The organism is Stenotrophomonas sp. STEN033 (genome assembly GCF_056856655.1).
Map to the genome: position 1 here is coordinate 1 of NZ_JBXFWM010000018.1, position 14,529 is coordinate 14,529.

At 64.3% G+C, this 14,529-nt stretch carries 12 protein-coding genes; 2 read left to right on the top strand and 10 right to left on the bottom strand.

Going from position 1 to position 14,529, the window contains the following annotated elements; all coding sequences use genetic code 11:
• Positions 1–251 precede the first annotated feature (251 nt).
• From folD to ndk, 10 genes are all read right to left on the bottom strand, one after another.
• A complete protein-coding gene (gene folD, locus AC1VXC_RS08350; protein ID WP_313171670.1) occupies positions 252–1,151 on the bottom strand; it encodes a bifunctional methylenetetrahydrofolate dehydrogenase/methenyltetrahydrofolate cyclohydrolase FolD in 900 nt (299 codons plus the stop codon).
• Positions 1,152–1,213: 62 nt separating this feature from the next.
• Positions 1,214–3,073, bottom strand: coding sequence for a monovalent cation:proton antiporter-2 (CPA2) family protein (locus tag AC1VXC_RS08355; protein ID WP_313171668.1), 1,860 nt, complete (start codon positions 3,071–3,073; stop codon positions 1,214–1,216).
• A gap of 79 nt (positions 3,074–3,152) precedes the next feature.
• On the bottom strand, positions 3,153–4,310 hold the full coding sequence (moeB, locus tag AC1VXC_RS08360; RefSeq protein WP_481538772.1) for a molybdopterin-synthase adenylyltransferase MoeB: 1,158 nt from the start codon (positions 4,308–4,310) through the stop codon (positions 3,153–3,155).
• 374 nt (positions 4,311–4,684) lie between these two features.
• Complete coding sequence (der, locus tag AC1VXC_RS08365; RefSeq protein ID WP_481538771.1) at positions 4,685–6,085, bottom strand: ribosome biogenesis GTPase Der; 1,401 nt, start codon at positions 6,083–6,085, stop codon at positions 4,685–4,687.
• Between the two features lie 12 nt (positions 6,086–6,097).
• On the bottom strand, positions 6,098–7,294 hold the full coding sequence (bamB, locus tag AC1VXC_RS08370; protein ID WP_481538770.1) for an outer membrane protein assembly factor BamB: 1,197 nt from the start codon (positions 7,292–7,294) through the stop codon (positions 6,098–6,100).
• The gene (locus AC1VXC_RS08375; protein ID WP_481538769.1) at positions 7,294–7,935 is read right to left on the bottom strand and encodes a YfgM family protein; all 642 of its coding nucleotides are present in this window, start codon (positions 7,933–7,935) and stop codon (positions 7,294–7,296) included. Before AC1VXC_RS08375 ends, bamB begins: the two co-directional genes overlap by 1 nt.
• Before the next feature lie 55 nt (positions 7,936–7,990).
• Positions 7,991–8,827 (bottom strand): RodZ domain-containing protein, encoded by an 837-nt coding sequence (locus tag AC1VXC_RS08380; protein ID WP_313171658.1) that lies wholly within the window; start codon positions 8,825–8,827, stop codon positions 7,991–7,993.
• Positions 8,828–8,833: 6 nt separating this feature from the next.
• The gene (gene pilW, locus AC1VXC_RS08385) at positions 8,834–9,625 is read right to left on the bottom strand and encodes a type IV pilus biogenesis/stability protein PilW (protein ID WP_482995025.1); all 792 of its coding nucleotides are present in this window, start codon (positions 9,623–9,625) and stop codon (positions 8,834–8,836) included.
• Positions 9,612–10,817: a dual-specificity RNA methyltransferase RlmN gene (gene rlmN / locus AC1VXC_RS08390; protein ID WP_481538767.1), complete on the bottom strand. Its 1,206-nt coding sequence runs from the start codon at positions 10,815–10,817 to the stop codon at positions 9,612–9,614. Before rlmN ends, pilW begins: the two co-directional genes overlap by 14 nt.
• A 15-nt stretch (positions 10,818–10,832) precedes the next feature.
• The gene (gene ndk, locus AC1VXC_RS08395; RefSeq protein WP_108749396.1) at positions 10,833–11,258 is read right to left on the bottom strand and encodes a nucleoside-diphosphate kinase; all 426 of its coding nucleotides are present in this window, start codon (positions 11,256–11,258) and stop codon (positions 10,833–10,835) included.
• A gap of 210 nt (positions 11,259–11,468) precedes the next feature.
• On the opposite strand from ndk, the gene AC1VXC_RS08400 reads away from it, so the two are divergent.
• Together AC1VXC_RS08400 and AC1VXC_RS08405 are read left to right on the top strand one after the other, a co-directional pair.
• The gene (locus AC1VXC_RS08400; RefSeq protein WP_313171652.1) at positions 11,469–12,122 is read left to right on the top strand and encodes a TetR/AcrR family transcriptional regulator; all 654 of its coding nucleotides are present in this window, start codon (positions 11,469–11,471) and stop codon (positions 12,120–12,122) included.
• 34 nt (positions 12,123–12,156) lie between these two features.
• The gene (locus tag AC1VXC_RS08405) at positions 12,157–14,529 is read left to right on the top strand and encodes a 3-hydroxyacyl-CoA dehydrogenase/enoyl-CoA hydratase family protein (protein ID WP_481538766.1); all 2,373 of its coding nucleotides are present in this window, start codon (positions 12,157–12,159) and stop codon (positions 14,527–14,529) included.

A 14,529-nucleotide genomic window follows, 5' to 3' on the forward strand; every position in this document is an offset into this window, starting at 1 on the left:
GGGGCGGGGCGGGCCCCGCCGCCGGCGCCGGGCCGCCCCCCCGGCGCCCGCGCCTGGGCCCCCGCGCCCGCGCCCCCGGCTACCCCGGGCCCCCCACTACGCTGATGCTGCGCCGGGAAAGCCCCTTACCGAGCATGGCTCGGCGCTACATTCATGCTGTACCGGGAAAGCCCCTGCCGAGCATGGCTCGGCACTACATTCATGCTGTGCCGGGAAAGCCCCTGCCGAGCATGGCTCGGCACTACAGGGCCTTAGAACTTCATACCTTCGGCGCTGGCCTCGGCCGCTTCGATCGTATTCTGCATCAGCGTGGCAACCGTCATCGGGCCAACGCCACCCGGCACCGGGGTAATCCAGCTGGCCCGCTGCGCTGCTGCATCGAAGCCGACATCGCCGACCAGGCGGCCATCATCCAGGCGGTTGATGCCGACATCGATCACCACGGCACCCGGCTTCACCCATTCACCCGGAATCAGCTGCGGAATACCAACCGCGACGACCAGGATGTCGGCGTTGCGTACGGCCTGTTCCAGCACGTCCTTGGGGGTGAACTTGTGGCAGCTGGTCACCGTGCAACCGGCGATCAACAGTTCCAAGCCCATCGGCCGGCCGACATGGTTGCTGACACCGACGATGGTGGCATTGCGGCCGCGTACCGGCTGGTCGGTATGGCCGAGCAGCGTGGTGATGCCACGCGGGGTGCACGGCCGCAGGCCGAATTCGCGGAGAACCAGGTGACCCACGTTCTGCGGGTGGAAGCCGTCCACGTCCTTGCGCGGATCGATGCGCTGGATCAGGCGGTTGGCATCGGGAATGCCCGGCAATGGCAGCTGGATCAGGATGCCGTGGATCTTGGGATCCGCGTTGAGCTGGTCGATCAGCTCCAGCAACTGGGCCTCGCTGGTACCTTCCGGCAGGTCGTAGTCAAAGGCCTCGATGCCGACTTTCTCGGCGGCACGGCGCTTGTTGCGCACGTATACCGAGGACGCCGGGTCGCCGCCTACCAGCACCACGGCCAGACCGGGCCGGGCGCCGCCAGCGGCCAGGCGGGCATCGACGCGCACCTTCAAATCGTCGAGCAGTTCCTCGGCGATGCGGCGGCCATCAAGGATGCGGGAGGTCTGCGTGGAGGCGTCGGCGAGGACAGTCATGGGGCATGGCGGTGAACACGGGGGCGGCTATTGTCCCTGATTCCGGCCATCGCCACACCTTGTCATGACCCCGGCGCCCCGCCTGGATCGGCAGCGGCCGGCTCCCCGGCGCCGGCAATGGCGTCAGGATTGAGCGGACGCGCTTCACGCCGCGGGGTCGTGAACGGCGTCGGCGTCGGCGCACCGGGCGTATTGCGGTACATCAGCCCGGTGTCCGCCTGCAGCCCGCCGCCGGCCATTTCCAGCTCGAAGCGCTCAGCGTCACGGCGGCGGATCTCGCGCGCGACCACATCGGCCTCGTCCTCATCCACACCCAGCTGCATCAGTGCCGCACGCCCGAATTCCACCGCCGATTCGAATGTTTCGCGGATCTGGAAATCCACCCCGGCATGTATCAACGACAACGAATGCTCACGGTCGAACGAGCGCACCAGCAGCTTGGCCAGCGGGAACTCGTGACGCACCAGCTCGACGATGCGATCCGCGGCAGCACGATCATCGATGCAGACCGCAATCGCGCGTGCGGTTTCGGCACCGGAGGCGCGCAGCACGTCCAATCGCGTGCCATCACCGTAATAAATCTTGAAGCCGAAACGGCTGGCGCTGCGGATCATCTCGATATCGTTGTCGATGATGGTCACGTCCACGTCGCGCGCCAGCAGTGATTGGCTGGAGACCTGGCCGAAGCGACCGAAACCAATCACCAGGACGCTACCACTGAGTCCGTCGGCCGCATCCACGCCATCGGTCGAGACCTCACCTTCCTTCACCAGCAGCCGATACACCAGCATGCACAACGGCGTCAGCGCCATCGACAGCACCACCACCGCGGTGAGGTTGGCGTTGACCTTGGCATCGATCACGCCGGTGGTGGCAGCGGCGGCAAACAACACGAAGGCGAACTCGCCGCCCTGCGCCATCAGTACGCCGCGATCCAGCGCCTGCCGGTGGTCACTGCCCATCACCCGCGCCACACCGTAAATGCAGATCGCCTTGGCCAGCATCATTGCAGGCACCAGCAGCGCGATCACCTTCCAGTTGGCCGCAACCACCGACAGATCCAAGGCCATGCCGACGCTGAGGAAGAACAGGCCGAGCAGGATGCCGCGGAAGGGCTCGATATCCGCCTCGATCTGATGGCGGAAGGTGGATTCGGACAGCAGTACACCGGCCAGGAACGCCCCCATCGCCATCGACAGCCCACCCAGCTGCATCAGCAATGCCGCCCCCAACACCACCAGCAAGGCGGCCGCCGTCATCACCTCGCGCGCCTTGGCGGCAGCAAGGATGCGGAACAGGGGGTTGAGCAGATAGCGGCCCACCAGCACCAGTCCAACGATGGCTCCCGCACCGATGGCGATGCTCGCCCAACGCGAGCCTTCGTGCGCACCAACCTGCGCCGGCGCCATCCAAGCCACCACGGCCAGCAACGGCACGATCAGCAAGTCTTCAAACAGCAGGATGGAGACGATCTTCTGTCCGGACGGCAGCGTCAGGTCGCCGCGCTCCCCGAGCAACTGCATCACCACTGCGGTAGAGGTCAGTACAAAACCAGCGGCAGCGATGAAGGCGATCTGCGGGCGGTAGCCGAACAGCATTGCGACGCCGGTCAGCACTACCGCACAGGTAACAATCTGGGCCGTGCCCAGCCCGAAGATCTCGCCGCGCAGGCTCCAAAGATGCGACGGGCGCATTTCCAGGCCGATCACGAACAGGAACATCACCACGCCCAACTCAGCCACATGCAAGATCGCCTGCGGATCGGAGAACCAACCGAAGCCAAACGGCCCAATGGCCAAGCCGGCGACGAAGTAGCCCAACACCGAACCCAGACCGAGCCGCCTGAACAAGGGAACAGCGACCACTGCAGCGCCAAGCAGCGCAACTACCTTTACCAGTTCCTGTGAGGACTCCGCTGCCATGCCGCACCGCCTTGTAATCGTCTAGGCGCACGATAAAGCAAAATGCGTGCAGAACCGGTCTGCATCTGCGTCATTCCACTCATGGCGAATGCGAACAGAATGCCGCGTAGTCGATATACCCCGGAAACGGCACGCCAGGCGCGCACAACGTGCAGGCAGGATCGGCGTGCACGCGGGTCTCGCGGAATCGCATCTGCAGGGCATCGAAACGCAGCAGACGCCCCGTCAACGGTTCGCCGATATCCAGCAGCAGCTTCAGCACCTCGGTTGCCTGCATGACCCCGGCCAGCCCCGGCAGTACACCCAGCACCCCGGCCTCGGAACAGTTGGGCGCGAATTCAGGCGGCGGTGGCTCCGGGAACAGACAGCGGTAGCACGGTGCGACACCGCGTTGGCGGCCCGCATCGAACACACTCACCTGCCCATCAAAACGCTCGATGGCCGCATACACCAGCGGCTTGGCGTGCTTGATGCAGGCGTCATTGAGCAGGTAGCGCAGCGGGAAGTTGTCCGAGCCGTCCAGCACCACGTCCACCCCCTGCAACAGGACATCGACATTGGCCGAGGTCACGCGCTCAGCGATCGCCTCCACCTCGATGTGCGGGTTCAGCGCCGTCAGGCGCTGTCGCGCGGAGTCCACCTTCGCCCTCCCCAAGCTCGCGTCGGTATGGACGATCTGCCGTTGCAGGTTGCTGCGCTCGACCACGTCGTCATCGACGATGCGCAGCCGCCCTACCCCGGCTGCAGCCAGGTAGAACGCCGCCGGCGCCCCCAGGCCACCAGCGCCCAGCAGCAACACCCGCGATTGCTGCAAGCGGCGCTGGCCCGCTTCGCCCACCTGCGGCAGCAGCAGATGCCGCGAGTAGCGGTCATAGAAATCGCGCTCACCCGCATCCAGCATGGGCTGAACCAGGGGCAGGCCTGCGGTCCGCCAGGCAACTGTGCCACCACTTACCGAAGACAGATTGGTGAAGCCGGCATCCTGCAGCGCTTGTGCGGCGTCCGCAGAACGCTTGCCGCTCTGGCAGATCAGCAGGATCTCGCGCTCGGGTGCCGGCAGGTGCAACGCAGGGCTGGCAAGCAGCTCCGCCTTTGCAATGCCGATGGCACCTTCGGCCATGCCCCCTGCCCGCTCGTGCGCCTCGCGCACGTCGATCAGCAATGCGCCATCTGCTTGGCGGGCACGTGCCAGTTCCGGGGTCAGTTCGCGAATGCTCATGGCTGGATTATCGACCAAACGGGAGCCAAAGGAGGAACGCCTTTGGGCTTTGAGCTTTGGGCTTTGGGCTTTGGGGCTTTTTTAAGCTCGTCATTCCCGCGCAGGCGGGAATCGCTCTTGCTCCTGCTCTTGCTCCTGCTCTTGCTCTTGCTCCTGCTCCTGCTCCTGCTTTTGCTTTGATCTCCGCCTTCGCCCTTCCAATTGCACCCACGCCCTCTCTACAAGCAAGAGCAAGAGCGATTCCCGCCTGCGCGGGAATGACGAAATCATTTAGTGGGAACGTCGGCCAGATCGAACGCCCTACCCCACTCAACACACCAAAAACAAAAGCGGCCTTTCGGCCGCTTTTGTCTACATCACCCAGTACGCCTGAACCGCGGCCCGGGCCGGAGTCACTTCCTGCCCTTGACGTGCTTCATCAGGCGTCGCTTGGCCTTGACCTGGCGATCCGTCAGCACGTTCTTCTTGCCCTCGTACGGGTTGGCACCCTCACGGAACAGGAAGGTCACTGGCGTACCCACCAGCTTGAAACGCTTGCGGAAGAAGTTCTCCAGATAGCGCTTGTACGAATCCGGAAGCTCCTTCAGGCGCGTGCCGTGCACGATGAAGGTCGGCGGATTGCTGCCACCCGGGTGCACGTAACGCAGCTTGGAGACGTGGCCACGGATGCTCGGCGGCGGATTGGCTTCATAGGCCACTTCCAGCGCCTTGTTGACTTCGGCCGTGCTGAATTCGTGCGTCGCCGAGGCATGCGCGCGATGCACTGCCTTGAACAGCTCACGCAGGCCCGAGCCATGCAGTGCGGAAATCCGCACATTCTCGGCCCATGGCACGAAGCCCAGCTTCAACGACAACAGGGTCTCGGCCTGCTGCTTGTCATACTCGCTCAAACCGTCCCACTTGTTGATCGCAATGACCAACGCGCGACCGGCATCGAGCAACGCGCCCAACACGCTGGCATCCTGATCGGTCACACCTTCGTGGGCGTCCAGCATCAACACCGCCACCTGGCACTGCTCGATCGAGCGCAGCGTCTTGACCACGCTGAACTTCTCCACCACCTCGTCCACGCGTGACTTGCGGCGCAGGCCGGCGGTATCGATCAGGCGGTACAACTGCCCGTCGCGCTCCAGATCCACCGCGATCGAATCGCGGGTGGTGCCGGGCACTTCGGAGGCGATCATCCGCTCCTCGCCGAGGATGCGGTTGACCAGCGTCGACTTGCCCACGTTCGGGCGGCCAACGAAGGCGATACGGATGCGGTCCGGGTCGTTGTCCAGCGTCTCGGCCGTGCCTTCTTCCGGCAAACGCTCGACGATCTCATCAACCAGGTCATCGATGCCCTGCCGGTGCGCGGCAGAGATCATCAACATCTCGCTGAACCCATAACGGGCAAATTCCGAACGAACGGCATGTTCGTCCGTACCGTCGATCTTGTTGATCAACAGCAACGTGGGCCGCGCAAGCTTGCGCAGCCAAGACAGGATCTCGTCATCCAGGGCCGACGTGCCATCACGCGCGTCAACAACAAATACGATCAGATCCGCCTCACCGGCGGCGGCTCGGGCCTGGCGCGCAGTGGCGCCGGCCAGCCCTTCCTCTTCACCGGCAATACCGCCGGTATCCACGAGCAGGAAGGGATTGTCCTCGTCCGTGCGGCAAACGCCGTAGTTGCGATCACGGGTTACCCCGGGCTGGTCATGGACCAGCGCATCGCGCGTACGCGTCAACGCATTGAAAATCGTGGACTTGCCGACGTTCGGCCGTCCAACCAGGGCGACCAAAGGCAGCATCGCGTTAACTCCTTATTGGGCCAACCGGAATGCGGTCAGCTTCCCATCTACGTTCTGCACCAGCAGGATGCCGTCGGCGACGAGCGGCTGCGCCAGCAGAGCATCACCACCGCTCTTCTCACGCGCTGCCAATTCACCATCGCTCAACCGCAGCCAATGCAGATATCCCTTGTAATCACCAACCACGGCGTAGTCGCCCTGGATGGCAGCACCGGTCAACGAGCGGCGCGCCAGCGCCTGCTGCGACCACATGGCAGAGCCTGAGCTCTTGTCCAAGCCGTACACCGTACCCTTGCCATCGGTGACCACGACATTACCCGAGGACACCGCAACACCACCGCCGCCGCCATGGTCACGCGACCACATCGGACGACCGGTCGGGCCTTCAATGGCCATCGTTTCGTTCTTGAAGCTGGTGACAAACAGCGTATTGCCTTCCAACACCGGCGCGCCATCGATATCGGCCATGCGCTCCAGCTCGGTACGTCCTTCCGGGGTGCCTACCATCTGCTCCCACAGCGGACGCCCATCCTGCATCGCCAAGGCGGCAACGGTACCGTCATCGTTGCCGATGAACAGCACGCCAGGGCCGGTCACGACCGGCGCATTGCCGCGCACGGTCAGCGACGGCAGCTCCTGCGCATTGAACCAGCGCTGCTCGCCGGTAGCCGCATCCAGCGCCGTCGTGCGGCCATCATTGCTGCGCACGAACACCAGGCCCTGGGCCACCGCCGGCGCGGCGATTACCTCGCCGGTCACCTTGGACTTCCACTTCTCGCTGCCATTGGCGGCGTCCAGCGCGATCACCTGCCCATCCAGCGTGCCGATCACCACCAGGCCATCGCCAACGCCCGGACCACCGGAAAGACGCAGCTTGGGCTTCTTCTTTTCCTTGGCCGGGCTGTATTCCCAGACCTGCTTGCCAGTCTGCAGGTCCAGCGCGTGCACGCCTCCCTGCACTGCCGCCGCGTAAACGCGGCCATCGGCCACCACCGGCGCCTGGCGCAGGCCAATACGGCCCTCACCCTTGCCGACGTTAGCCGACCAGATCTTGCTGACCTGGACGCTAGGTTCGAACTTGGTCAGCTCAGCCGGCTCCAGCGCCTTCTTTGCCGCTGCATCCTTGCCTGCGAACCAGCCCTTGACCGTCGAACAACCGGTCAGGGACACCGCGATCAAGGCAATCCCTGCAACATGCTTGAAATTCATCAATTCTTCTCCGCTGCAGGATCAGCCACGGTACCGCCGGCGTCCATCAATTTGGTTTCCAGCAAGCGGCGCTGCGGCGCAGCCACGTCCAGCTTGGCCAGCGCCTGGTTGTACAGTTCACGCGCTTCATCGCGCTTGTTCTGTGCGACCAGAGCGTCGGCACGGATCTCAAGCCCCGCGCTGTCGTCGGCGTTGGCCAGCAGCGTCAACGCCTCCTGCGGCTTGCCGGTTTCAATCATCAGGCGCGCGATGCGCTGGTCGATCAGCGTCTTGAACTCGCCTTCGGCCTTGAGCGCGCGCAATGTCTTGATCGCGTCATCGCTCTTACCGGCCTCGACCTGTGCCTTGGCCAGCTCCAGCGCGGCCAGGTCGGCATAGATGCCTGCCTTGCCGCCACCCAGGGCCGCAACCTCCTTGGCTGCTTCCTCAAGGTTCTTGGACTGCAGACTGCGCGACACCGCTTCGTAACGGGCGTTGGCGTCGGCCAGCTTGCCAACCTGCTCCTTCTGCCACCACTGCCAACCGGCAATAGCGCCAATACCGAGAACTACTCCGCCGATAATCCCGGCGCCATTCTTGCGCAGCCACGTGCGGACACGTTCGCTTTGTTCGTGCTCGTCGAGCAGGTCGTCAATCGCCATGCGTACTCTCGCTCACCCTGGCGGGGAGCCTTGTTGTTTTGTTCGACGCCTGGTTTCAGTGTGAAACCGGCGCCACGGAGCCGTCAGAGGATACCGTAAAGCGGGCCACATTGCCGCGCTTGTACGGGCCCAGGTCGACGTTACCTGCCGCCTGCTGAACCTCGACCTCGGCCGCATTGCCCAGCACCATCCGCCCCACCTGGCCGGCCGCGAAACTGCGGCTCTCGCCGGCGCGCACCAAGGCCTTTTCGACGGTGGCACCGTCTGGCGCGGTGATATCCACCCAGCTGTCCCCCTTGAAATTCAGGGTCAATGTGGACGGCGCAGGGGCGGCCGCCGGCCGTGCCATGGGCGCCATCGAGGCAATATAGGGACCGTTGTCCGTGCTCGGCGCATGCGCCGGCGCCTGAACAGGCGCCGCCGGCTGTGCGCCGGCGACCGGGGCCGGCACCACATCCAGCGAGGCCGTACTCGGCGGCGCGCTATTGGAATTGCCACTGATCACGTACCAGACGGGCACCGCCAATACCGCGGTGATCACCACATAGACCGCGCGGCGGCCGATATTCTCGGCAACCCGCTTCAGTCGCGGCGTATGGGTATGACTGACCAGCTTGGGCGGCTCGACCGGCGCGATACGCGCCTGTTCCAGCAACCCTCCCAGATCCACCTTCAGCAGTCGCGCATAGCTACGCAGCTGGCCACGCACGAATACCGGCGCCCCCAGCCGCGACCACTGCTCTGCTTCCAGCGCGGCAACCACCTGCACAGGCATGCGCAACTGGCCGGCGACCTCGTCAAGCGACAAGCCGACGGCCTCCCGCGCCTTGCGCAACTGCTCGCCGCAACCCATTACACCATCTAAAGCATTTACACCCGGATCATTGATCACAATGCGTCAGCCTTGGGGATTCGAGGTTGCTGCAGAAGGAAACTCTTCGCGCAACCGCTGTTGGAACCGACCGGCAGCCATCCTGTCGCCGAGTCGCTCTTCAATCTGAATGGCAAGTTGTAACACGGAAACCGTGGCTGGCGCAGCCGCCAAACGTCGCTGGTAGAAGGCCCGGGCCTCGAAATAACGCCCCTGCTGGACCTCATTGCGGGCCATGGCCTCCAGCGCATAGGCGTTGCCCGGCGCCAACGCCAGGGCCTGGCGAAGATTCTCTTCGGCGCGCTCACGCTGCCCGGCATCCAGCGCACAGCCGCCGGCATTGGCCAACGCATCGGCGCGCCCGCCGTAATTCGGATCGGCCAAGGCACGATCAAACCAGACCAGCGCCTCCGCCGGATGACCGCTGCCACACAGCCAGACGCCGTAATTGTTGAGAACATCCCCCTGGTGCGGCGCCAGCTCGGCAGCCTTGCGATAAAGCGCACCAGCCGCCTCGACCTGCCCCCTATGCCCCTCGATCACCGCCTGCAGGGTGTAGGCATCGGGCGTGTCGGGCTGCAGCTTCTGCGCCGAGCGCGCGAACTGCATCGCCTCGTCCAACTGGCCGCGCCCAAAGCGATCCGCCGACAGGCGCAGGAACTCCTGGTAACGCATCCGCTTGTGTGCGGTCTTGTCCTGCTTGACGCTGTAGTCGGGTGCAACCACCTGCGGACGCCCGATCTTGAGATTGTCCCGCCCGCACGCCGCAGTGAGCGTGACCAGAACCAATAGAATCAGCCAGCGATCAGGCGACCGCATCCCCGCCTTCCTGTTCCTGCAGCAGCCGGTTGAACTCGGCCTGGCGACGGGTGCGATCCATCACCTGCCCCTTGAGCTGGCCGCAGGCGGCATCGATATCGTCGCCACGGGTACGCCGCACCATGGTCAGCACCTGCGAGTCGAGCAGGATCTTCTGGAACGCACGGATCTGCTCCTCGTCCGAGCGCTCATAGCGCGTGCCCGGGAACGGATTGAATGGAATCAGGTTGACCTTGCCCGAATCCTTGGCCTGCACCGCGTTGTCGAACTGACGCATCAGCCGCGCCAACTGGCGGGCGTGCTCGGGCTGGTCGTTGATGCCCTTCATCAAGGTGTATTCAAAGGTTACCGAGTCGCGCTTCTTGTTGCCGCGCAGGTAGCGCGCGCAGGAGGCCATCAACTCGGCAATCGGGTATTTCTTGTTCAGCGGCACCAGCGTCTCACGCAGCTCGTCGTTCGGCGCATGCAGCGACACCGCCAGCGACACATCGCTCTCGACCGACAGGCGATCGATCTGCGGCACCAGGCCGGAGGTCGACAAGGTCACGCGCTTGTTGGCCAGGCCGTAACCCAGGTCATCGCGCATGATGCTCATCGCGCGGATGACGTTGTCGAAGTTCATCAGGGGCTCGCCCATGCCCATCATCACCACATTGGTGAGGCGGCGCATCTGGTGCGGCACATTGCCCAGATGACGGGCGGCAACCCACACCTGGCCGATGATCTCGGCGGTGGTCAGATTGCGGTTGAAACCCTGGGTAGCGGTCGAACAGAAGGTGCAGTTCAAGCCGCAACCAACCTGCGAGGACACGCACAGCGTGCCGCGGGTCTTGTCCGGGATGTAGACGGTTTCGATGGCGTTCTTGCCATCCACGCCCATCGCCAGCAACCACTTGTGGGTGCCGTCGGCGGAGGGCTTGTCAAACACGATGTTCGGGACGACGACCTCGGCATGCTGCTGCAGCTTGGCGCGCAGCGACTTGCCGAGGTCGGTCATCTGGTCGAAATCGGTGACGTAGCGATGGTGGATCCACTTCATCACCTGATGGGCACGGAACTTCTGCTCGCCGAGGGTTTCGACGAAGAACTTTTCCAGGCCCGCGCGATCAAGGTCGAGCAGGTTCTGCTTGCCAGCGGTGGCTGCCGTTTTCGGCAACGGCTGGGTGGCGGGTGACTGTACGACCTCGTTCACGACTTCAACCTCTACTTAGCGCGAAACCACTTCGGTGGCGGCGAAGAAGTAGGCCACTTCGATGGCTGCGTTCTCGACCGAATCCGAACCGTGGGCGGCGTTGGCGTCGATCGAATCAGCGAAATCGGCGCGGATGGTGCCCGGAGCAGCGTCCTTCGGGTTGGTGGCGCCCAGCAGGTCGCGGTGGGCCAGCACGGCGTTCTCGCCTTCCAGGGCCTGGATCATCACCGGGCCGGAGATCATGAACTCGACCAGGGCGTTGAAGAACGGACGCTCGCGGTGCACGGCGTAGAAGCCTTCGGCTTCACGGCGCGAGAGCTGCTTGTACTTGGCAGCCACGACCTTCAGGCCGGCCTTTTCGAAGCGGGCGTAGATTTCGCCGATCACGTTCTTGGCAACGGCGTCGGGCTTGATGATGGAAAGAGTGCGCTCCAGCGCCATGGGAATTCTCCGGTAAAGGGCCGGCTGGCCCGAGGGTACATTAAAAAAACCCGCGTGCGGACGCGGGCTTAGCCTGAATTGCGGTGGCTAATTCTACCGGGTGACCCCGGGCTTTGCACAGCGCCAGATGAATGATGCTGCATAGCAGCATGACCTGAGCGAGACGACGGGCGTAGGATCCAAACAATCGTTTGATTGATTGAGCCAGCCATGGGCAAACCCGCCAGCTTCTCCACCAAGGACCGCATCCTCGGCGCGGCCGAGGAACTGTTCGCCCAGTACGGCTTTGCCGGCACCTCGCTGCGCCAGGTAACCAGTCACGCGGACGTAAACATCGCCGCGGTCAACTATCACTTCGGATCCAAGGACAACCTGGTCAATGAAGTGTTCCGCCGCCGCATGGACGAGATGACCGCCGCCCGCTTGGGCCAGCTGGAACAGGCCCGCAGCACCCAGCCCGGTGATCTGCGTGCCGTGCTGGCCGCCTTCGTCGAGCCGGCGCTGGCGCTGGCCCAGGACCGCCAGAGTGGCGGCGCTTTCGTCCGCGTCATCGCCCGCGCCTATGCCGAAAAGAACGACAACCTGCGCAAGTTCCTGTCCGACCACTACGGCCACGTGCTGCGCGAGTTCGGCAAGGCCATCGGCGCCTGTGTGCCGGGCTTGAGCAAGGAAGAGCTGTACTGGCGCCTGGACTTCCTGGCCGGTTCCCTGACCTACGCCATGGCCGATTTCGGACTGATCAAGCGCCCACACAACATCAGCGAGGCCGAGCACCGCCGCAAGGCCGCGCAGGAATTGATCCATTTCGCCGAAGCCGGGTTCCGCGCCAGCGTGCGCACCCCGACCTCCCCCGCCGTTCCCTGATCCAACCGTCATCGCAGACCAAAGGTTTATCGATATGTCCAATTCCCTGCTTGTCCGCCGCGCCGCCGTCCTGGGCGCAGGCGTCATGGGTGCGCAGATCGCCGCCCACCTGACCAATGCCGGCGTCGACACGGTGCTGTTCGACCTGGCCGCCAAGGAAGGTCCTGCCGACGGCATCGTGCTCAAGGCCATTGCCAATCTGGGCAAGCTGAGCCCGGCCCCGCTGGCCAGCAAGGCACTTGCCGAAGCCATCACCCCGGCCAATTACGACTCCGGCGTGGAGCAGCTGCGCGACTGCGACCTGATCATCGAAGCCATCGCTGAACGGATGGACTGGAAGCAGGACCTGTACAAGAAGATCGCGCCGTTCGTGAACGAACACGCGGTGCTGGCTTCCAACACCTCGGGCCTGGGCATCAACAAGCTGGCCGACGTGCTGCCGGAAGAGCTGCGCCACCGCTTCAGCGGCGTGCACTTCTTCAATCCGCCGCGCTACATGCACCTGGCCGAGCTGATCCCGGCCAAGACCACCGACAAGTCGGTGCTGGAAGGCCTGGAAACCTTCCTGACCACCAACCTGGGCAAGGGCGTGGTCTACGCCAAGGACACCCCGAACTTCATCGGCAATCGCATCGGCGTGTTCTCGATCCTGTCGACCATCCACCACACCCAGCAGTTCGGACTGGGCTTTGACGAAGTGGACGGCCTGACCGGCCCGCTGGTCGGCCGCCCGAAGTCGGCCACCTACCGCACCTCCGACGTGGTCGGCCTGGACACCATGGCTCACGTCATCAAGACCATGGGCGACACCCTGCCTGACGACCCGTGGCACAAGTACTTCAATGCACCGGCATGGCTGGGCGCGCTGATCAGCAAGGGCGCATTGGGCCAGAAGACCGGCGCCGGCATCTTCCGCAAGGTCGGCAAGGACATCATGGTCATCGACCTTGAGAAGCAGGACTATCGTCCGGCTGACCGCGTCGCCGCGCCGGAAGTGGTCGAGATCCTGAAGATCAAGAACCCGGCCGAGAAGTTCGCCAAGCTGCGCGAAAGCCAGCACCCGCACGCACAGTTCCTGTGGGCGACCTTCCGCGACCTGTTCCATTACAGCGCCTACCACCTGGCCGATATCGCCGAAACCGCGCGCGACGTCGACCTGGCCATCCGCTGGGGCTACGGCTGGTCCTTGGGCCCGTTCGAAACCTGGCAGGCCGCTGGCTGGAAGCAGGTGGCACAGTGGATCGCCGACGACATCGCCGCCGGCAAGAGCATGAGCAATGCCCCGCTGCCGGCCTGGGTGCTGGACGGCCGTGATGGCGTGCACGCCGCCGAAGGCAGCTACAGCCCGACGCAGAATGCCCTGGTACCGCGCTCCTCGCTGCCGGTGTACCAGCGCCAGCGCTTCCCGGATGCACTGCTGGGCGAGAAGTTCGCGCAGGGCGAGACCGTGTTCGAGAACGACGGCATCCGCCTGTGGACCGACGGTGACGGTATCGGCGTCATCAGCTTCAAGACCAAGATGAACACTGTCTCCGACCAGGTGCTGGACGGCATCCAGCACGCGATCGGCCTGGCCGAGAAGCAGTTCAAGGGCGTGGTGATCTGGCAGAACAAGGAGCCCTTCTCTGCCGGCGCCGATCTGTCCGGCGCATTGGGCGCGCTGAAGGCCGGCAAGTTCGCCGAGTTCGAGGCGATGGTGGCCAACTTCCAGCGCACCAGCCAGCGCATCAAGTACGCCACCGTGCCGGTTGTCACCGCGGTGCGCGGCTTGGCGCTGGGCGGCGGCTGCGAATTCCAGATGCATGCGGCCAAGTCGGTAGCGGCGCTGGAGAGCTATATCGGTCTGGTGGAAGCCGGTGTCGGCCTGCTGCCGGCCGGTGGCGGCCTGAAGGAAATCGCCGTGCGTGCCTCGCAGGCGGCCGGCCCGGACGGCGACGTGTTCGCCGAGCTGAAGAAGACCTTCGAAACCGTGGCCATGGCCAAGGTCTCCAACTCGGCGGTCAACGCCAAGGAACTGGGCCTGATGCGCGGCACCGACAAGGTCGTGTTCAACAGCTTCGAGCTGCTGCACATCGCCAAGGCCGAAGTCACCGCGCTGGCCGAAGGCGGATACCGTCCGCCGATGCCGGCACGCCGCATCCGCGTGGCCGGCGACGTTGGCATTGCCACCTTCAAGATGATGCTGGTCAACATGCTGGAAGGCCGCTTCATCAGCCCCTACGACTACGAAATCGCCGAGCGCATCGCCACCGTGTTGTGCGGCGGCAAGGTCGACCGCAACAGCGTGGTCGACGAAGAGTGGCTGCTGACCCTGGAGCGCAAGCACTTCGTCGAACTGGCCCAGCAGGAAAAGACCCAGGCCCGCATCGCGCACATGCTGACCACCGGCAAGCCGCTGCGGAACTGA